A 19,916-nucleotide genomic window follows, 5' to 3' on the forward strand; every position below is an offset into this window, starting at 1 on the left:
CAACTCTGGAGAGTGTTTGCAAAATGTATGCAAACCACCCAAGAAGCAAGCGCCAGGGATTTTCCGGCGTGAAACTTTCTGGTGAAATGGACAGAGACTCCCGTATAAGCGGAAGAGTCTCTTTTTTTATGGGCTAAAAAGTTCTTAAGGAGTGGTTGGATGACAGATTTGAAGCGCACACCTTTATTCCATGAATATAAGAAGCTTGGTGCGAAAACGATTGACTTCGGCGGATGGGATTTGCCTGTTCAGTTCTCAAGCATCAAGGAAGAGCATGAGGCAACTAGAACCGCTGCAGGATTGTTTGACGTATCCCATATGGCTGAAGTGATGGTCGAAGGTACGGACAGTTTGAACTTTTTACAAAAAATGCTTACGAATGATGTTTCTAAACTTGAACCAGGAAAGGCGCAATATACGATTATGTGCTATGAAGATGGAGGCACAGTCGATGATTTAATCGTCTATCACCTGGCTGAGAATAAATATCTACTAGTTGTCAACGCAGCAAACCGTTCCAAAGATTTTGAATGGCTGAAGGAACATCAGGAAGGCGATGTTACGATCGAAGATGTTTCGGATGAATACGTACAGCTGGCGATCCAGGGGCCAAGGGCGGAAGAAGCTCTCCAAACCCTTACGGATGTCGATTTATCCAGCATTAAATTTTTCCGGTTCCGTCAAGATGTCTCTTTAAAAGGAATCAAAGGAAAAGCTCTTGTTTCCCGGACAGGATACACAGGCGAAGACGGATTTGAAATATATTTGCAGGCAGACTCTGGAGCTGACCTGTGGCAAGCAGTTTTGAATGCGGGAGAACCTCTAGGTTTGAAGCCTGTTGGGCTTGGTGCCCGCGACACCCTTCGGTTTGAAGCGAACCTTGCGCTTTATGGTCAGGAGTTGAGTGAAGACATCACACCGATTGAAGCAGGATTGAATTTTGCTGTGAAAATTAAAAAAGATGGCGACTTTATCGGTAAGGAAGTCTTGAAAAAGCAAAAGGAAGAAGGACCATCCCGGAAACTTGTCGGCATTGAAATGATTGATAAAGGGATACCGCGGACGCATTATGATGTTTTAGATGGAGAAGAAGTCATCGGCTTCATAACAACTGGTACACAATCGCCAACACTAGGTAAAAACGTCGGCCTTGCTTTGATTAAGACTGCATACGCAGAGGAAGGTACGGAGGTAACTGTTCAAGTTAGAAAACGGCGGTTAAAAGCAAAAGTCGTAAAGACACCATTCTATAAACGATAAACAGAGAGGGAGACTCAGTATGGAATTCCGTTATTTGCCAATGACAGAAAGAGATAAAAGCGAAATGCTTAAAAGAATCGGAGTGGAACATTCAGATGATTTATTTTCCGATATCCCTGAAAATGTCCGTTTTAAGGGAGACCTGGATATACAGGAACCAAAGAATGAATATCAGCTGATGAGAGAATTGACAGAATTAGCTTCCCGGAATGTAAATCTGAAATCACATACTTCCTTTCTAGGCGCAGGGGTATATGATCATTACATTCCGTCCATTGTTGATCATGTCATTTCCAGATCAGAGTTTTATACGGCTTACACCCCTTATCAGCCTGAGATCTCCCAGGGGGAATTGCAGGCGATTTTTGAGTTCCAGACGATGATTTGTGAATTGACAGGCATGGATGTTGCAAACTCATCGATGTATGACGGCGGTACAGCTTTAGCGGAGGCAGTGAATCTTTCAGCAGGTCAGACAAAGAAAAAGAAGGTGCTCGTATCAAAGGCCATTCATCCAGAATCCCTTGCAGTCATTCATTCTTATGTGAAGGGGCCTGGAGTGGAAGTGGTGGAAATCGAACACCAGGACGGAAAAACCGACCTAGAACAATTGGAGCGGGAGCTTGATGAAAATACTGCAAGCGTCGTAGTTCAATACCCGAATTTTTTCGGCCAAATTGAACCATTAGATGAGATTCGCTCGCTTGTCGACACTCAGAAGAAAGCAATGATGATTACCTCAAGTAACCCATTAGCTCTTGGGTACATAACACCTCCAGGAGAGTTTGGCGCGGATATCGTCGTAGGTGATGCCCAAGTGTTTGGTATTCCAGCACAATATGGAGGACCTCACTGTGGGTATTTTGCGACAACGAAGAAACTTATGCGTAAGGTTCCTGGGCGTCTTGTCGGGCAAACAGTTGATGAAGAAGGGCGCAGAGGGTTCGTACTAACTCTACAAGCACGAGAACAACACATCCGCCGTGACAAGGCTACCTCCAATATTTGTTCAAACCAAGCACTGAATGCACTCGCTTCATCTGTTGCTATGTCCTCATTAGGTAAGCAAGGTTTGAAAAAGGTGGCCTGGATGAATATCCAAAAAGCTTCTTATATGAAAGAACAATTAAAACTAAACGGTTTTGATATCGCTTATAATGGAGCGTTTTTTAATGAAATTGTTGTTGATTTAAAACGTAATGTGTCGGAAGTAAACCGAGAACTCCTGACTCGTGGAATCATTGGTGGATATGATCTAGGGCAGGTGGATGAGCAGTTGGAAGGTTTCATGTTAGTGGCGGTTACGGAAATACGTTCGAAAAAAGAAATAGACACATTCGTCAAGGAGATGGGGGATCTACATGAGTAATAAGGACTTTCCATTAATTTTTGAATTGAGTCAAGAGAGCCGCACAGGTTTTAGCTTACCAGAATTCGATGTCCCGGAAGTGGATGTTGATGAGATGATTGGTGACTCATATGTAAGAAAAAGTGAGCCGGATCTTCCTGAGGTGAGTGAACTACAAATTATGAGGCATTACACAGCTCTCTCTAAGCGCAATCATGGTGTTGACTCAGGCTTCTATCCACTCGGCTCTTGTACAATGAAATACAATCCGAAAATGAATGAAGATGTTGCACGCCTTACTGGCTTCAGTCACATTCATCCATATCAGCCATCGGAATCCGTTCAGGGAGCTCTACACTTAATGTATGATTTACAAGAATCCCTTGCGGCCATCACAGGTATGAACACTGTGACACTTCAGCCGGCAGCAGGTGCTCATGGCGAATGGACAGGTTTAATGATGATCCGGGCTTTTCATGAAGCGAATGGAGACTATAATCGGACGAAAGTTATCGTGCCGGACTCCGCGCATGGTACAAACCCGGCCTCTGCTACGGTGGCTGGATTTGAAGCTGTGACCGTAAAATCTGATGAAAGAGGGCTTGTTGATCTTGAAGATTTGAAGCGAGTAGTCGATGAACAGACAGCTGCCTTAATGTTGACAAACCCGAACACGCTTGGACTTTTTGAAGAAGATATTGAGGAGATGGCGGCCATTGTGCACGAGGCGGGTGGGAAGCTTTATTATGATGGGGCTAACTTGAACGCTATTCTTGGTTATGCGCGTCCAGGGGACATGGGCTTCGATGTTGTCCACTTGAATCTTCACAAAACGTTTACCGGGCCGCACGGAGGAGGTGGGCCTGGTTCTGGACCTGTAGGAGTTACAGCAGAGTTCGCTGCTTATTTGCCAAAACCGATTTTAACCAAACAGGATGGTGTCTATGTATTTGATTATAACCGTCCGCAATCCATTGGCAGAGTCAAGCCTTATTATGGAAACTTCGGAATCAATGTCCGGGCTTATACGTATATAAGGACGATGGGCCCTGAAGGCTTGAAAAAAGTAAGCGAATATGCCGTCATCAATGCAAACTATATGATGCGTCGTCTCCAAGAAGAGTTTGATCTTCCTTTTGATCGCCATTGTAAACATGAATTTATACTGTCAGGAAGGCGTCAGAAAAAATTGGGTGTACGTACTTTGGATATGGCGAAGCGGTTGCTTGATTTTGGATATCACCCGCCAACCATATATTTCCCGATTAATGTCGAGGAAGCGTTAATGGTGGAGCCGACAGAAACGGAATCCAAAGAGACTCTGGATGACTTTATCGATCGTATGATTCAAATTGCCAATGAAGCTAAAGACGACCCTCAGATGGTCCAGGATGCTCCTCATACGACGATCGTCAGTCGAATGGATGAGACACAAGCTGCACGAAAACCTGTTTTACGATATCAGAAAGAAGAATAAAAAGAAACCGGAGTCTACATATAGCTGGACTCCGGTTTCTTTCAGTTATATGGCAGTCTTATGTAAGACTCTAATCCGAGATAACCGGGGTTCGTTGCCGTATGAAGAGTCAGGGTTGGTGGGGAAGCAACTCGCTTTCCTGTGGGGGACCTGGCGAGCTTCCTCGGGCGGTCTATCGCACTAAGGGATCTCGCCTACCTCCTTCTCCCACGGGAGTCTCGCAGCTTCCCAACCACCTCATTCGAAGTAAGGGAGAAACGAATGCCCTTAATAGAAAGGAGCGTCCTCCATCATCCCTGTCCTATGGGAATATAACGCTCTATAGCAAGGTTTCCAATGTATGCTCACCAGCATACTTCCATTCATTACCACCTTTTCGAGCAGCGGTGTCGAGAATCGATTTTGGCAAGGTGCAGAGGGGAATGACTCCCGCGGAAAGCGAGAGTCTTTCCCCGCCACAATTATCCACTCACAAAATGTCTCGAAACTGACCCTTACAGAATTCGGAGCTTTAGTTGGAGAAGTTTAACAGAAAAAGCCCGATTCTGGGATTGAACCGGGCTGGGTATTACTTTTTGGTTTTAATTTTACCTGTCCACTTTTTGAAGCCGCCTTCTAGCATGTTTAAATCTTCATAGCCTTTTTTGTGAAGCATCATCGCTGCACGGGCAGAACGGGCACCACTTTGGCAGTACAAGTATACGGGCTTGTCTTTGCGAATTTCAATAAGACGGTTTTTCATTTGCGATAATGGAATATTCCTTGCACCTAGAATGTGTCCGCCATCGAATTCTTTTGGTTCACGAACATCGATCAGCTGCGCTTTTCTGTATCCTTCTCGGAATTTGTCCTCTGATAATGTAGTCATAATTTTTCTTGCTTTGAAGAATCTATACACACCGAAGGCAATAACCACTACAAGTGCCCCGATTAAGATCCATAATTCCATGATTCCATCCCCCTCATTTCTCTATTCCTCTATCTATTATAGGAGGGAACGGAGCGTATTTCAAAAAAATTTTATTATGTTATAGTAAAAAATATTGATTTGTCGAGCTTTGTTACTTAGATTATGATGCAACTGATGAAAAAAGGAAAGAGAAACAGAATAGGCTGGGTTTTCTTTTGATCGCTTTATTTTTTGGCTGATTTCTCATGATTCATAAATTGACAAAGTTCTACATGATTGTTCAACAATACAATATATGGTGACAGAAAATTAGGTAAACACAATATATTGATTATTTTTCTGTATATGTGGTATGTTACATATATCAAATGCAAAAAAGCTATAGCTTTTCTATATAAGGGAGAGATGCATAATGCAGTTAAAAACCTCCACAGATGGTCAACTGAAAATTAATGTGGAGCGCCTGAATGCAGATATCAGGCAGTTTCCTCAAGTACATGAAATTACTGATTCTATGTCCATAACTCACAAGGGTGTTTCAAGACTTGTTATGTTGGACAGGTATGCTTTTAAGGATACGGAAAAATTGACCTTGTCAGAAGGGGACTTTGTTGTTCTTACAGTCAAAGATGATCCTAAATTTCCGGCAAGGGGCTTCGGATTCATACAGTCGATAAACTGGGAATCTCATCAAGCTGTTGTTCGGGTTGAGGATGAGTTTGTGAATGTTCTTGATCATGAGAATGAGCGCGAGACAGGTTTGATCACTCGTAACCTGGATACGATTGATAAGCCGCTGGAAGTGTACTACGAGCAAATAGCGCTTCGGAACGCTACAGGGCTGGCAGAAGTGGAAACAGACCCAGAACGGAAACAACAGAGCTTTAAAGAGTTCTACGAGGAATTGTCTGAATTAAATTTCATTCCAGCAGGTAGAGTATTATACGGAGCGGGTTCACAAACAGATGTGACCTATTTTAACTGCTATGTCATGCCTTTCATTCAGGACTCTCGTGAAGGAATCTCTGACCACCGTAAACAAGTGATGGAGATTATGTCCCGCGGGGGTGGTGTGGGTACAAACGGTTCGACACTCCGCCCAAGGAATACGCTTGCACGTGGGGTGAACGGAAAATCCTCGGGTTCTGTATCTTGGCTCGATGATATTGCCAAGCTTACACACCTCGTTGAACAAGGAGGTTCCAGGCGTGGTGCTCAAATGATCATGTTAGCAGACTGGCACCCCGATATTTTGGAATTTATCATTTCAAAGATGCAAAACCCAAGAATCCTCCGATTTCTTATTGAAAATACAGAGGATGAAGTGATTAAACAACTAGCTAAAGACAAGTTGAAATTTACGCCACTTACAGAAACAGAAAAAGATTTATATCAAAGTGTTGTGAATTATAAACATATTCAAGGTCAAGGTGGCTTTACAGATCAAAGCATTCAGGAAGCGGAAGAAAAGCTGCATTTAGGTGGGACGTATACGGTCCACAATTCCGAATTTCTTACTGGTGCTAATATTTCAGTTTGTATTACAAAAGAATTCATGGATGCCGTAGAGAATGACACGGAATATCAGCTGCGCTTTCCAGATGTAGAAAATTATACCAAAGATGAAATGGCTAAATACAACGAAGAATGGCATCAAAGTGGCGATGTCCGTGAATGGGCTGAGCGTGGTTTTGGTATTCGTACGTATCGTACAGTAAAAGCGAGTGAGCTTTGGAATTTAATTAATATTTGTGCAACCTATTCTGCTGAGCCAGGTATTTTCTTTATCGATAATGCCAATGAGAAAACGAATGCGACAGCATATGGTCAGAAGGTTGTAGCCACCAATCCATGTGGTGAGCAGCCACTTGCACCTTATTCTGTTTGTAACCTTGCAGCAGTCAATTTGGCTAGTGTTGCAGATAAGCAAAATAAACAAGTCGATTATGAACGACTTGAGCAGACCGTGCGTCGGGGTGTGCGCATGCAGGACAACGTCATTGACGCAACACCATATTTCCTTGAAGAAAACAAGGTACAGGCTTTAGGAGAACGACGTATTGGTCTTGGTGTCATGGGGCTTCATGACCTCCTCATTTATTGCGAAACGACTTATGGTTCGCAGGAAGGTAATCAGCTTGTGGACGAAATCTTTGAAACAATAGCGACTACGGCTTATCGTGAATCAATAGAGCTTGCGAAAGAAAAAGGAAGCTTCCCATTCTTAGTTGGAAAAACTGACGCAGAAACTCAGGAACTGCGTGAGCGATTTATCAATACGGGTTATATGAAAGAAATGCCGGAAGATATTCGTCAGGATGTGCTCACTTATGGAATTCGTAACTCCCACTTGCTCACAGTCGCACCGACAGGAAGTACAGGTACGATGGTAGGGGTGAGCACAGGGCTCGAGCCTTATTTCTCCTTCTCCTATTACCGAAGTGGACGTCTCGGAAAGTTCATTGAAGTAAAAGCAGATATTTTACAGGAATACTTGGATGCACACCCGGACCAGGACTCTAATAATTTGCCAGAATGGTTCGTAACAGCTATGACGATGAGCCCTGAAGCTCATGCTGATACACAATGTATCATTCAACGGTGGGTGGACAGCAGCATTTCGAAAACCGTCAACGCGCCAAAAGGGTACACGGTCGAAGAAGTGGAGCGTGTCTACCAGCGCCTATACCGTGGTGGGGCTAAAGGAGGCACCGTCTACGTTGACGGAAGTCGTGATAGCCAGGTACTTTCTCTGAAAGCAGAGGAAAACGATTTTGATGGAGAGCAAACGGAGTTGTTTGAAGCCGAAGAAAAGAAACCTCATGTTGTTTTGATGGATACGATTCAAGAATTAGATAAGACGAATGTAACCATTGGATCTGAAGTCGGTGATACATGTCCAGTTTGTCGCCAAGGAACAGTCGAAGATATCGGAGGCTGTAACACTTGTACCAATTGTAATGCCCAATTGAAATGTGGTTTGTAATAATATGAGTGAAGCACCGGATGTATATAATCCGGTGCTTCTTTTTATAAAATGATTATGTTAAACTCCTGTAATCCTCCTTATTCCATTAGAGTTACAATTCTTGAATCCCCAGTTCCGAGATGCTTGCGGGGTTCGTTGCCGTGTAGGGCGTCAGGGATGGTTGGGAAGGAGGAGATAAAGGAAACACGAAGAGCGTAGCGATTCGATGTTGACTTATCGTACAGAAGCGAGGGGAGTCTCACTAGCCGCTAGGCACTGGAGCTGAATAGCACACATATGGCTTATGTAAACTTTTTTTAAATGTAGGTCCGTTCAGGTGTAAGAACGGGAAAAGAGTGCTTGGTGAGACCCCACAGGAGGCAGCCGAGAAGGCTCACCGCGCTCCCACGGAAAGCGAGTCATTCCCCACAGCTCCATCCACTTTATACAAAAGTCTCGAAACTAAGTCTTCCCAGAATACTGCTGTTGAACGATTCTCATTAGAAACACGAGTGTATGACTTGGGTTTGCTTGTCAGTGGGGAGAAACTAGTGTATCATTTGCATGTGGAAACATATGCTATAAAAACGTTTAAAAGAGGGATACCCCTCTGAATTTTAAAAAATGCGAGCTTTTACATAAAGATAGGGTATTGGGGGTTCAACATGCCGACACCTAGCATGGAAGATTATATTGAACAAATATATATACTAATAGAAGATAAAGGATATGCACGAGTATCTGACATTGCTGAAAACCTTCAGGTGCATCCGTCTTCCGTTACAAAAATGGTGCAGAAACTCGATCGTGATCAATATTTGAACTATGAGAAATATCGTGGGCTCATTTTAACACCCAAAGGGAAGAAGGTCGGAAAAAGGCTTGTTTATCGCCATGAGTTGCTTGAACAATTCCTGGAAATCATCGGTGTGGACCATGATAATATCTATGAGGATGTAGAAGGAATTGAACATCATATGAGCTGGAACTCTATTGACCGCATCGGCGATCTCGTTCAATATTTTGATGAAAATCCAGGGCGTGTTGATGCATTAAGAGAAATTCAGAAGAAAAATGAAGAACAAAATGAAGAATGAAAGAAAGGTGCATGGGAGCATGTGCCTTTCTTTTTTGTTTGACTGAGTAAAAGATCATGTTCCTTTGCAATTGTCTCCTGCCTATACGTTCTATTTCACTTCTGCAGCGTTTATAATGAAGTAAAGTGGGGTGAGGCAGCGTGAAGGTGGATGGTGTCTTTTCAGGTGGGGGTGTGAAAGCCCTGGCGTTTATCGGAGCTCTGGAAGAACTGGAAGAACGAGGGTATTCGTTCAGTCGGGTCGCAGGCACCTCGGCAGGGGCAATCCTCGCATGTTTGACAGCGGCTGGTTACACAGCGAAAGAGTTGAAGGAGCGTTTGAAAAGCATATCGTTTGAAGAATTGGTTGATGTCCCCCTATCCGATCGTCTATTTCCCTTCATGAAATGGTTGCTTTTGTATTACCGGCTCGGGTTATATAAGGGAAATCAATTGGAAAGGGTTTTAGAGGAGTGGCTGGAAGATAAGGGGGTACGAACATTTGCTGACCTTCCTCCTGGGTCACTGAAGGTGATTTGTTCGGATTTGACACTAGGACGTATCGTTGTCTTACCAGATGATTTGAAGAAAGTATATGGTATTGATCCGGCTACATTTTCGGTAGCCAAAGCAGTACGCATGAGTGCGGGGTTACCTTATTTTTTTATTCCAGTTAAAATCCATGGAAAAAAAGGGCGTTCCGTAATTATAGATGGCGGAGTGCTCAGTAATTTCCCGCTTTGGATATGGGAAAAGAAGAGTGGTTGTCGAACGCGTCCGATTATAGGGATGAAGCTTAGTGATGAACCAGATAAATTGCCCGAACAGAAAATTAAGAATGCCATCCAAATGTTTCATGCATTATTTAAAACCATGCAACAAGCGCATGATGCAAGATATATATCGAAGACGATGAGTAAGGATATTATTTTTATTCCGGTTAATGGGGTTGAAACGACAGATTTTGATATGAGTGATGAGCAAAAGGAAGCATTGATGAATTTAGGGCACGAACATGCGAGTGACTTTTTGCGCCGTTGGAGTCGTTAACTACCAAAAAAGCGGAAAGGTCATGAATCATTGCACACCATTGACAATCATAAGCCGTCACTCGACGTGACCATATGCAACAGAGATGATTGACTTAAGGTTCCGAAGGGGAAGGACGCTGGGGTTATTCACAATATAATTTACAGGATAAAAAGAATCGAGCCATTAAAAAGTGGCTCGATTTTTGTCTTTACTTTTGTTTCCTTCGATAACGCGAAGTTGGGGTCCATTTGCCCGTTTACGATTTTTCCCCCCGAACCCTGAAGCTTTAGATTGGGCTTTAGTTACAGTACTCTTTTTAACGGCTGGGGTTGGTTGTTTATATTTCTGCTTGGATTGTTTGACTGCTTGCTTGTATTTCTTCATTTCGTTTCCACCACCGGCAGCGCCACCAAAGCCGCGGTTACGGAGGAAGAAGAAGTAAATCGCTCCATAAATGAGAGCAGCAATTCCGATCATCGTAACGATCGAAGTTAAAAAGCCGGTCGTGTTTGTAAATAGCTGGATACCGACAAAAAAGACAGCGAGGCCAATCAAGGTGTAAATAACAGGAGTCATCCAATTACGCATGACTAGTTTTCCTCCCTTCTAGTATTGGTCGACTATGAATATTTTGTTATGGAACTATACCCTTGTTGAAAGAGAATTCATCATTGAATGGGGATGTACTACATTGGATATGTTATTTAAGATTGTTTCCTTTATAGAATATAATATGCACTATCATTTAATAAATTGTGTCCTGAAAGAATGCTAGTAATAATTCATTTCCTTCTTGAGTGCCATTTTAAACACTGGAACACATAATAAATGGTTGGACTTTTATTTTACCTCAAATTGCCAAGAATCACTAGTCTCTCTCGCTGAAATTAGCATGAAAAATGAGGGGTTGGTTAAAAATAAGACCGAGGTGATGGAAATGGCTGAAAAACAAAAGGACCAAAGACAACAAGAGCCACAACAGAGTGTAATTGGAAAAGCTTTAATAACAGGATTCATAGCAGGGATTTTATGGAGTGGTTTAGGCACAATCGCGTATTATTTTAATTTTACACAGGTCTCACCAGCATCATTCATTTTCAGGTCATTTTGGCAGACGGATTGGACTGGTACATGGCTAGCAGAAGTTTTAGCTGTCGTTATCATTGGGATTTTATCCTTAGGAACGGCATTGTTGTATTATTTGACAATGAAAAAATTAAATGGGATTTGGCCTGGAATGCTTTTCGGGATCGCCTTATGGGCTGTTGTGTATTTAGTCTTGACCCCGGTGTTTCCAGCGATTCCCACTTTTCTGGATCTGAATAGCGACACATGGGTGACTACAGGGTGTCTATTTATATTATATGGGGTTTTTATCGGGTATTCCATTTCCTATGAATATCGTGAATTCAATGAAACAGCGAATTCTTATTCAAATGAAGGGAGAATATGATAAACTTAAAGTGTATGACAATTTTGGAAACGGTGGGATGGAATTATGGGGACTAAACGGCTGTATCTGCTTAACGGGCCGAATTTGAATTTACTCGGTAAACGGGAACCTGGAACTTATGGCAAACAAACACTTGAGGATGTCGCCAAGTTAGTAAAAGATACAGCTTGGGATCACGGATATGAAGTGGTTGCTTATCAGTCCAATCATGAAGGGGATCTTGTGGACTGGATTCAAGAAGCAGACGGAGAAGCGGCAGGTATTATCATTAATCCAGCTGCTTATACGCATAATAGTATCGCTATCCGTGATGCTGTCAGTGCAGTTTCCTTGCCTGTCATAGAGGTCCACATTTCAAATGTCCATAGCCGGGAATCTTTTCGCCACTCCTCCATGATAGCACCCGTTTGTGCAGGTCAAGTAGTCGGATTCGGAATAGATGGATACCGATTAGCAACACTGGGGATGATCCAAAAGATAGAAAGTGAAGGGAGACATGATTCATGAGTAAACTTTCCAATTTAAGAAAAGCGATCGCTTCAAAAGAATTAGATGGACTACTTATAATGAGCCCGAAAAACAGGAGATACGTTTCCGGATTCGTAGGCTCTTCTGGTGCGCTTTTAGTCACAAGGGATCAGGCCATACTAATCACAGATTTCCGATATACAGAACAAGCAGCTGAACAGGCGGAAGAATTTGAAATTGTAGAACACAAAACTCCTATGCCTAAAGCTATAGCGGAAAAAGTAGCAGATCTTGATCTGAGCCGGATAGGTTTTGAAAAAGACCATGTTACCTACACGCAATTTGAACAGTATAAAGAATCCTTAGACGCTGAGCTCATCCCTACTTCCGGGATTGTTGAAAAATTACGCTTGATTAAGACGGAAGAGGAGATTAGTATATTAAAGGATGCTGTTAAAATCGCCGATGATGCTTTTGAACATATTCTCGGTTACATAAAACCCGGCGTCAAAGAAATTGATGTATCCAATGAGCTGGAATTTTTCATGAGGAAGCAAGGAGCGACATCATCCAGCTTTGATATTATTGTAGCCTCCGGATACCGATCTGCATTACCTCACGGTGTAGCATCGGAAAAGGAGATCCAAACTGGAGAGTTGGTTACACTCGACTTTGGTGCTTTGTATAAAGGGTACTGTTCTGATATTACGAGAACTGTGGCTGTCGGTGAAATTAATGATCAATTAAAAGAGATTTATGACACAGTTTTACAAGCACAGTTAAAAGGTATGGAAGGAATAAAAGAGGGCATTACAGGTAAACAGGCAGATGCATTAACACGTGATTATATCAAAGGAAAAGGGTATGGAGAATACTTCGGTCATTCTACTGGACACGGTATTGGTCTAGATGTCCATGAAGGTCCTGGACTTTCTTTCCGTTCTGATGTACCCCTTGAAGCGGGGATGGTTGTTACAGTGGAACCAGGGATCTACGTGCCTGAAGTAGGCGGATGCCGCATAGAAGACGATACGATTGTAACTAAAACAGGTAATGAGCGGTTAAGCAAGTCTACCAAAGAACTAATCACGTTGTAATTGAAGGAGGAACAATAAATGATTTCAGTAAACGATTTTAAAACAGGTTTGACAATTGAAGTAGAAGGTGACATTTGGCAAGTGATGGATTTCCAACATGTTAAGCCAGGGAAAGGAGCGGCTTTTGTCCGTTCCAAACTTCGTAACCTTCGTAACGGTAATATACAGGAGAAAACGTTCCGTGGCGGTGAAAAAGTGGAGCGCGCGCATATTGAGAACCGTAAGATGCAGTACCTTTATGTTAATGGAGATATGCATGCCTTCATGGATATGGAAACATACGAACAAGTGGAAATCCCGACAGCTACGATCCAAGAACAATTGAATTATTTGAAAGAAAATATGGAAGTGCAAATTCAATCGTATGAAGGGGAAACCATCGGTGTTGAATTGCCGAAAAATGTGGAACTTGAAGTAACGGAAACAGAGCCTGGAATTAAAGGTGATACAGCAAGTGGTGGTACAAAGCCGGCGACACTTGAAACAGGCCTTACTGTACAAGTACCATTCTTCATCAACCAGGGAGAGGTCCTTGTGATCAGTACAACAGATGGTAAGTATGTGTCACGTGCGTAAATAGTAAGATGAAGAACTTGGCCCTCCTTGGGTCAAGTTTTTTTTGTTTGAAGACTTTTTCTCCTGTAATCCAAATCGAATATGGTCTTTAACATCTCCTCTCCTACAAGGGATAACACCAACCAATGAAAAATCCCTGAAACAAAAAGATTAAACGATACTTCTGCATAGATAATTTCTTAATAGGATGAGTATAGGTTAGGGAACGTTTCTACTAAGTGCTCTATTATTTCCTCTATCGGCTCTCTCAAAATCTTCTACTTTTATATCATTCGACTGTCATAAGCGTTGAAGAGGCACATACATATGAAGTAAACCAAATAAAGGAGTAAGAGAGGATGAAGGAGATAATACGATTGTTTCCGCCTTCCTTCCAACAACTCTTAAAAAAACAGGTCGGTTGGGAGAAAGTGCAGGAAATCCGCCTACGCGTAGGGCGTCCGATAGAAATTTTGGATAACACTCATCATAGGTTGGTTGGATCACCGGTCATGACACCAGAAAATCTATCTTTTGTGCTAAACCAGATCAGTCAATTTTCCCTCTATCGATTTAAAGACGAATTAAAAGAGGGGTTCATAACAATTGAAGGTGGCCATAGAGTCGGTTTAGCCGGAAAAGCGAATACAAATCACGATCAAGTCGAAACATTGAAACACATATCATTCATGAATATACGAATAGCAAAAGCGACTTCTGGTCATGTGGAAAGATTGGTACCTTATTTATATTCTGATGAGCGATGGCTAAGTACGATGATCATTGGACCGCCTCATTCAGGTAAGACAACATTACTCCGGGAATTAGCTCGATACATCGGTTCGCACCGTCCAGGATATTCCGCAGCTAAAGTAGCGATTGTGGATGAACGTTCAGAAATCGCTGCAAGCATGAGGGGGATTCCACAACTGGATGTAGGAGATCGCACAGATGTAATGGACGCTTGCCCGAAAGCAGAAGGTATGATGATGATGATTCGATCGATGTCTCCTGAGGTTATAATCGTCGATGAAATCGGTGGGAAAAAAGATGCGGATGCCGTTCGTGAGGCTACTTTTACTGGGGTAGAAGTTATATGCAGCATACACGGTCAAGGGTTATCGGGTGTGGAAAAAAGACCTTCAGCTAAATCTTTGTTAGAAGAAAAAATCTTCGATCGTTACATCGTGTTAGAACGATTGACTCCAGGAAAAGGAGGGGTTTGGGAAGTGTTAGATGAGTCAGGACAAGTTCTCGCTCAGTGGAAGGGGAGAGGGAAAGATGCAATGGATCGGAGCCGTCATCATATTGACCGTCACTACATGGGCAGGGTTTGATATTGCTTCCCGGTTTAAAAAAAGGCCAGGACAAATCAGGCAATGGAAAAATGCTTTGCAAATGATAGAAGCAGAGATGGTTTTTGGACAATCCTCCTTAATAGAAGTGTGTGAAAATCTGTCACTAAACCTCCCAAAGCCCATTAACATGTTTTTTAGAGAAATCCTCAAGGAGGAAGAGGTTTGGGAGGACTTTTCCTCTGTATGGTCCAAGCATTTAAAAAAACACTGGTCACTAAATGCTTTAGCGAAAACCGAATTAGAAATCTTGATACAGTTCGGCCGCACACTTGGCCAACATGATTTAGAACAACAGCAGAAACAAATACAATTGACGCTTCACCATCTCGATCGTGAGTTGCAGGAAGCTCTTGCAGCAGGAGAACAATACCAAAAGATGGCCAGGGGGATGGGGATCCTTAGTGGATTGCTTGTGATCATATTAATCATATAAAGGGGGAAGAACCATTGTGCTTCAAGATGCAACGATCTTATTCCAAATAGCTGGTGTCGGAATTATTGTCGCTATGATACACAGTATTTTAAAGCAGATGGGAAAAGAAGAGATTGCGCAAGCGGTGACATTGACAGGCTTTATCATCGTACTGTTCATTGTCCTGCACCGTCTTGCCGATCTTTTTCAACAAATTAAGTCGGTTTTTCTCTATCAGGGGTAACCGATGGATATTATACAAGTTGTATCTTTAGGGCTGGTAGCGGCTTTATTGATTTTACTCTTGCAAGAACAAAAATCAAGCGTCGCCTTCCTGCTTCTTTTGTTCACGGTCATCATCCTGTTTTTATCGATTCTGGATCAGGTCAAACATATTTTTACATTATTATCTTATATGGCAGATAAAGCTAATGTGGAGCCGGTGTATTTTAAAACGATTCTGAAAATAATCGGCATAGCCTATATAGCTGAATTCGGAGCACAGCTCATAAGAGATGCTGGATTAAATGCCCTTGCTTCTAAAGTAGAGCTCGCTGGAAAACTGTTCATTCTAATTCTCGCAATTCCTATAGTTACGGCGGTGATCGAGACGATATTGAACTTCATACCAGGTACCTAGGAATAAGGTCGGGAGGGATGCCATGAAACAGTTGATGAAACTATTTTGCCTGCTTATTATCGGTTATTTTAGCTTTCCTATGATCTCATTCGCTTCCACTCCTGCTCCCGATGCTGTTCCTTCAATGTTGGATCATGTGACAACAGAAGAGTTGGAGGAGAACTGGAATGAATTGAATCAACAGTATGGGGATTATTTGCCATCCTTCCATACTAATAACTTCCGGGAATTCATCGAAAGTGAAAGCTCAGTAAAATCTTCTGATTGGTTCTCAGGGATTATAGAATTTTTCTTTCATGAGTTACTAGTGAATGGCAAATTGTTGGCTTCCTTATTATTTTTAACATTATTCAGTACATTGCTCCACTCGGTCCAGTCAGCTTTCGAAAATTCTGTAGTCAGTAAGATCGCTTATATGGTTATTTATCTTGTCTTATTAACGCTTGCATTGGAAAGTTTCCATCAAGTCATTGATTATACGCTCGGAACTATCGAGAGGATGAGCAGTTTCATGATCGGTCTCATCCCGTTGTTGCTAGGGATCATGGCTTCGTTCAGTCATCTGATGTCGATTTCTTTTTTTCATCCGATCATTATAGCATTAGTCCAATCCAGCGGGCTTATAGTTAAATATTTGCTTATTCCCTTATTTGCATCGTCTGCACTATTACTTATTGTAGGGAGTTTGAATGATACGTATAAAGTCGATCAATTAGCTGAACTCCTGCGAAAAACCGGGATGGCGATCATGGGAGTTTTTCTTACCATCTTTCTAGGTGTCATATCGGTGCAGGGGACCGTAACAGCTGTACAGGATGGAATAACAATGAAGACTGCACGTTTTGTTACAGGGAACTTTGTTCCAGTAGTCGGACGATTGTTTACAGATGCTACGGATACCATCCTCGGTGCGTCACTTGTATTGAAGAATACGTTAGGGATTGCCGGAGTGGTCATTCTACTAGGGATCGCTGTTTTTCCAGCCATTAAGGTATTAGCTATAGCATTGATTTATAAGATTGCAGCTGCTTTATTGCAACCGCTGGGGGATGGACCGATCATCAAAGCAATGGATGTCATCAGTCGTCACATCCTATATATCTTTGCAGCTTTACTAATGGTCTCCATGATGTTTTTTCTAGTAATCGTCATCATGGTAGCTGCGAGTAACATTACAATGATGGTCAGATAAGGGGGATGGACGTGGAGTACTTTATAGATTGGATAACAAAAATTGTTCTCTTCCTGTTATTGGCAATGGTCGCGGATGCCCTGCTACCTTCTGGTGTGATGAGAAAGTATGCACGACTTGTAATGTCAATATTGCTCCTATTGATCTTCCTTGGACCATTGCTGCAAATATTGAACATTGATCCGGAACGTCTCGTCCAGCATGCAAATACAACAATGGAACAGCAATGGGACGCCGAGACTCTTGATGAAAATATAGAATCAAAGAAAAATGAAATACTCGAGGGACAAGATGCATATAAATTAGAACAGGTTACCCAAGCTTTGACTGCTGAGCTCGCGACCCCCCTGAAAGAAGAGCAAAATTTAGCACTTGTCCATGTGGAGATGAGTTTCCAAGAAGAGCCTTATAGTCTGGAGACTTTGAACAACCTGACCCTCACGCTTTCTCGAGATGAAGAGAGACAGGCTGTTGAGAATGTAGAGATTTCAATAATGGATGAAGTGGCGACAAAGGAAGACGACCAAGATCCTGAACTGTTGCAATGGATCGCTGACTACCTCGACTTGGACAAAGAACAAATCAGTATCCGCTGGGAGGAAGAGGATGAATAAATGGTGGGATAAGCTGTTGCAACCTCTGTCTAATAAAGATGGAAGAAAATTGAACAAGCCGAAGTATTTGATTGCACTGGGTATAATTGGAGTCTTGATCATATTGACGAGCAATTGGTTCCAGCCAAATGAGCCTTCTGCACCCGAGCTTGGTGAAGAGAACATTGGGTCTCAGTCTGAGGGGGCGCCTTCGGCTTCGCAAACACCAGAAATGACAGACTCGATTTCGCAATTGGAAAAGGAGTATGAAAAGCAGCTGAAGCCTTTACTTGAAAACATACAAGGGGTAAGTGCAGTCGACATCATGATTAACCTATCGTCTACTCATAAAAAGGTGTATGACAAAAACTTGATCATAGGAAAACAAACGACTAACGAAAGCGATAAGAATGGAGGGGAACGTGAAATTGAGGATTATTCGAGAGAACAGCAGTTAGTCCTCGTCCGCCAAGGTGATCGCGAAGTTCCTTTGCTCACCCAGACATCCAAGCCGGAAGTGAGTGGGGTTTTCGTGACTGCCGCGGGGGTCGATCAGATGCAAGTGAAGGCGTGGGTGGTCGAAGCTGTCTCTAGAGTGTTGGATGTGCCGACCCACAGAATTTCTGTGTTGCCTAAACAATAAGGAGGGGTTACCTTGGTTAAAAAGCAAACGGTTTGGTTGTTGACGATGTTGAGTCTATTGATTGTATTAAGTGTCTATTATATGACTTCACCGGATAATGGAGAGATGGCATTTATTCAAGAAGATGAGTGGGCAGAAATCACAGGGGAAGCAACTGATGAAGAAGGGGTAGAAACAACGGGGGATGGGACGGTCATTTCCCAAGTCTCTACAGATGAGCTTTTTACAGCTATCCGCATGGATATGCAAAACCAACGGGATCAAATGCAAGAACAACTTTCTGAAATTATGGCCTCCAGTGATTTCAGCACAGCAGAAAAGAATGAAGCAATAGAAAAAATGGAAACGATCAAAGCTACTCAATCCAAGGAATCCATCATTGAAAATACAATTCGCGCAAGTGCCGCCTATGATGATGTTCTCGTCCGTGCAGAAGATGACGTCGTCCACGTAACTGTAAAGGCAGAAGAATTATCCAAAACAGAAACAAACCAAATCATTCAAATGGTTTCTGATGAGTTTGGTGAAAAACGAGTCCAGGTCCAGTTCCAACCAGCAAGTTAATCAAAGAAATAAACCCCATTTCTTTCATGGAATGGGGTTTTTAATTTTGTGAAGTGTTAGTAATGTTTGGTAACATATGGGTAATTTTGCAGAAATAACAATCGCTTTAATAGGGTTATTTTATTTGGTGGAATAATGATCGCGTAAGGTTTAATACATGAAAATCTTGTTCATATAGAAAAAATATTTATTCTTAACTATGATTAGAATTCGCTCTGAAGGGGAGAGGCCTTTCACAAGACTGCTTCTCTATTTTTGTCGTAAGTTGCAGGGAAGTGGCATTGTATAATAGAATGTTAAGAGGAGTTATTAGTACCAGTTATAAAAGTAATTATACATAAAGGGGTGCCGTAAATGTTGAAGGTACAAGAAATCCGAGAAATCATAAAGTTGATCGATAAGTCTAATATCGATGAATTTTGCTATGAAGCGAATGGAACCAAAGTATCCATGAAGAAACAACAAGAACAAATCGTTAAAGAGCCAGTCCAGGTTCAACAACCTGTTCAACCGAAACCTGAGCCGAAGCAGGAGCCTGCTGAGCATGCACCACAGCAAGAAGTGAAGGAAGAATCAGCTAAACAAGAATCTCCGAAAACAGAAGAAAGCACTGCTGATTTTGATGCGGAAGTGAAGTCTCCGATGGTTGGGACATTCTATTCATCGCCATCACCAGAACAGGATGCGTATGTAAAAGTAGGAGATCAAGTGAAAGAAGATTCCGTTGTGTGTATCGTCGAAGCGATGAAACTTTTCAACGAAATTGAAGCGGAAGTATCAGGGGAAATCGTCGAGATTCTTGTTAAAGACGGCGAGCTAGTGGAATATGGACAGCCGTTATTCCGTGTAAAGTCTAAGTAACGGAGGATGA

General features: G+C 42.3%; 21 protein-coding genes and 1 riboswitch. Of the genes, 19 read left to right on the top strand and 2 right to left on the bottom strand.

Annotated features, from left to right (window positions below):
• The first annotated feature begins 3 nt into the window (after nt 1-3).
• Nucleotides 4-96, top strand: a riboswitch (glycine riboswitch).
• A 63-nt stretch (nt 97-159) separates the two neighbouring features.
• The 3 genes from gcvT to gcvPB are packed head-to-tail and all read left to right on the top strand — an operon-like array spanning nt 160 to nt 4,085.
• The gene (gcvT, locus tag BMZ58_RS01705) at nt 160-1,260 is read left to right on the top strand and encodes a glycine cleavage system aminomethyltransferase GcvT (protein ID WP_075034814.1); all 1,101 of its coding nucleotides are present in this window, start codon (nt 160-162) and stop codon (nt 1,258-1,260) included.
• Nucleotides 1,261-1,279: 19 nt separating this feature from the next.
• On the top strand, nt 1,280-2,629 hold the full coding sequence (gene gcvPA, locus BMZ58_RS01710) for an aminomethyl-transferring glycine dehydrogenase subunit GcvPA (RefSeq protein WP_075034815.1): 1,350 nt from the start codon (nt 1,280-1,282) through the stop codon (nt 2,627-2,629).
• Complete coding sequence (gene gcvPB / locus BMZ58_RS01715; protein WP_075034816.1) at nt 2,622-4,085, top strand: aminomethyl-transferring glycine dehydrogenase subunit GcvPB; 1,464 nt, start codon at nt 2,622-2,624, stop codon at nt 4,083-4,085. The genes gcvPA and gcvPB overlap by 8 nt, the downstream gene beginning before the upstream one ends.
• Nucleotides 4,086-4,653: 568 nt before the next feature.
• Here the strand turns inward: gcvPB and BMZ58_RS01720 are convergent.
• Nucleotides 4,654-5,034 (bottom strand): rhodanese-like domain-containing protein, encoded by a 381-nt coding sequence (locus BMZ58_RS01720; RefSeq protein WP_075034817.1) that lies wholly within the window; start codon nt 5,032-5,034, stop codon nt 4,654-4,656.
• Between the two features lie 373 nt (nt 5,035-5,407).
• Between BMZ58_RS01720 and BMZ58_RS01725 the strand changes: the two genes are divergently transcribed.
• The 3 genes from BMZ58_RS01725 (at nt 5,408) to BMZ58_RS01740 (ending at nt 10,088) form a co-directional block, all read left to right on the top strand.
• Complete coding sequence (locus BMZ58_RS01725; RefSeq protein ID WP_075034818.1) at nt 5,408-7,981, top strand: vitamin B12-dependent ribonucleotide reductase; 2,574 nt, start codon at nt 5,408-5,410, stop codon at nt 7,979-7,981.
• Between the two features lie 647 nt (nt 7,982-8,628).
• Nucleotides 8,629-9,060, top strand: a complete 432-nt coding sequence (mntR, locus tag BMZ58_RS01735; RefSeq protein WP_075034820.1) for a transcriptional regulator MntR — start codon at nt 8,629-8,631, stop codon at nt 9,058-9,060.
• Nucleotides 9,061-9,200: 140 nt separating this feature from the next.
• Nucleotides 9,201-10,088 carry a patatin-like phospholipase family protein gene (locus BMZ58_RS01740; RefSeq protein WP_075034821.1) on the top strand — a complete coding sequence of 296 codons (888 nt, stop codon included), beginning with the start codon at nt 9,201-9,203 and terminating at the stop codon, nt 10,086-10,088.
• A 165-nt stretch (nt 10,089-10,253) separates the two neighbouring features.
• Here BMZ58_RS01740 and BMZ58_RS01745 read toward each other — a convergent pair whose 3' ends face one another.
• Nucleotides 10,254-10,658 (bottom strand): SA1362 family protein, encoded by a 405-nt coding sequence (locus BMZ58_RS01745; RefSeq protein WP_075034822.1) that lies wholly within the window; start codon nt 10,656-10,658, stop codon nt 10,254-10,256.
• 349 nt (nt 10,659-11,007) lie between these two features.
• Here BMZ58_RS01745 and BMZ58_RS01750 point away from each other — a divergent pair, with 349 nt between their 5' ends.
• From BMZ58_RS01750 to accB, 13 genes are all read left to right on the top strand, one after another.
• On the top strand, nt 11,008-11,523 hold the full coding sequence (locus BMZ58_RS01750; RefSeq protein WP_075034823.1) for a YqhR family membrane protein: 516 nt from the start codon (nt 11,008-11,010) through the stop codon (nt 11,521-11,523).
• A 45-nt stretch (nt 11,524-11,568) separates the two neighbouring features.
• A complete protein-coding gene (aroQ, locus tag BMZ58_RS01755) occupies nt 11,569-12,030 on the top strand; it encodes a type II 3-dehydroquinate dehydratase (protein WP_075034824.1) in 462 nt (153 codons plus the stop codon).
• Nucleotides 12,027-13,088 (top strand): M24 family metallopeptidase, encoded by a 1,062-nt coding sequence (locus tag BMZ58_RS01760; protein WP_075034825.1) that lies wholly within the window; start codon nt 12,027-12,029, stop codon nt 13,086-13,088. Before aroQ ends, BMZ58_RS01760 begins: the two co-directional genes overlap by 4 nt.
• An 18-nt stretch (nt 13,089-13,106) precedes the next feature.
• Nucleotides 13,107-13,664: an elongation factor P gene (gene efp, locus BMZ58_RS01765; protein ID WP_075034826.1), complete on the top strand. Its 558-nt coding sequence runs from the start codon at nt 13,107-13,109 to the stop codon at nt 13,662-13,664.
• A gap of 338 nt (nt 13,665-14,002) precedes the next feature.
• Nucleotides 14,003-14,980: a stage III sporulation protein AA gene (spoIIIAA, locus tag BMZ58_RS01770; protein ID WP_075034827.1), complete on the top strand. Its 978-nt coding sequence runs from the start codon at nt 14,003-14,005 to the stop codon at nt 14,978-14,980.
• Nucleotides 14,925-15,434 (top strand): stage III sporulation protein SpoIIIAB, encoded by a 510-nt coding sequence (gene spoIIIAB, locus BMZ58_RS01775; protein ID WP_075034828.1) that lies wholly within the window; start codon nt 14,925-14,927, stop codon nt 15,432-15,434. Before spoIIIAA ends, spoIIIAB begins: the two co-directional genes overlap by 56 nt.
• Before the next feature lie 16 nt (nt 15,435-15,450).
• The gene (spoIIIAC, locus tag BMZ58_RS01780) at nt 15,451-15,657 is read left to right on the top strand and encodes a stage III sporulation protein AC (protein WP_008637060.1); all 207 of its coding nucleotides are present in this window, start codon (nt 15,451-15,453) and stop codon (nt 15,655-15,657) included.
• 3 nt (nt 15,658-15,660) lie between these two features.
• Nucleotides 15,661-16,053, top strand: coding sequence for a stage III sporulation protein AD (spoIIIAD, locus tag BMZ58_RS01785; protein ID WP_083412471.1), 393 nt, complete (start codon nt 15,661-15,663; stop codon nt 16,051-16,053).
• A 22-nt stretch (nt 16,054-16,075) separates the two neighbouring features.
• Complete coding sequence (gene spoIIIAE / locus BMZ58_RS01790; RefSeq protein WP_075034829.1) at nt 16,076-17,245, top strand: stage III sporulation protein AE; 1,170 nt, start codon at nt 16,076-16,078, stop codon at nt 17,243-17,245.
• 5 nt (nt 17,246-17,250) lie between these two features.
• Nucleotides 17,251-17,859, top strand: a complete 609-nt coding sequence (gene spoIIIAF / locus BMZ58_RS01795) for a stage III sporulation protein AF (protein WP_244151468.1) — start codon at nt 17,251-17,253, stop codon at nt 17,857-17,859.
• Nucleotides 17,852-18,481, top strand: a complete 630-nt coding sequence (spoIIIAG, locus tag BMZ58_RS01800; RefSeq protein WP_075034831.1) for a stage III sporulation protein AG — start codon at nt 17,852-17,854, stop codon at nt 18,479-18,481. Before spoIIIAF ends, spoIIIAG begins: the two co-directional genes overlap by 8 nt.
• Nucleotides 18,482-18,493: 12 nt before the next feature.
• Nucleotides 18,494-19,045, top strand: a complete 552-nt coding sequence (locus BMZ58_RS01805; protein WP_075034832.1) for a SpoIIIAH-like family protein — start codon at nt 18,494-18,496, stop codon at nt 19,043-19,045.
• Nucleotides 19,046-19,399: 354 nt separating this feature from the next.
• On the top strand, nt 19,400-19,906 hold the full coding sequence (gene accB, locus BMZ58_RS01810) for an acetyl-CoA carboxylase biotin carboxyl carrier protein (protein ID WP_075034833.1): 507 nt from the start codon (nt 19,400-19,402) through the stop codon (nt 19,904-19,906).
• The last annotated feature ends 10 nt before the right edge of the window (nt 19,907-19,916 follow it).

Origin of the sequence: Halobacillus dabanensis, assembly GCF_900114165.1 — a bacterium.
Classification (GTDB): domain Bacteria; phylum Bacillota; class Bacilli; order Bacillales; family Halobacillaceae; genus Halobacillus; species Halobacillus dabanensis.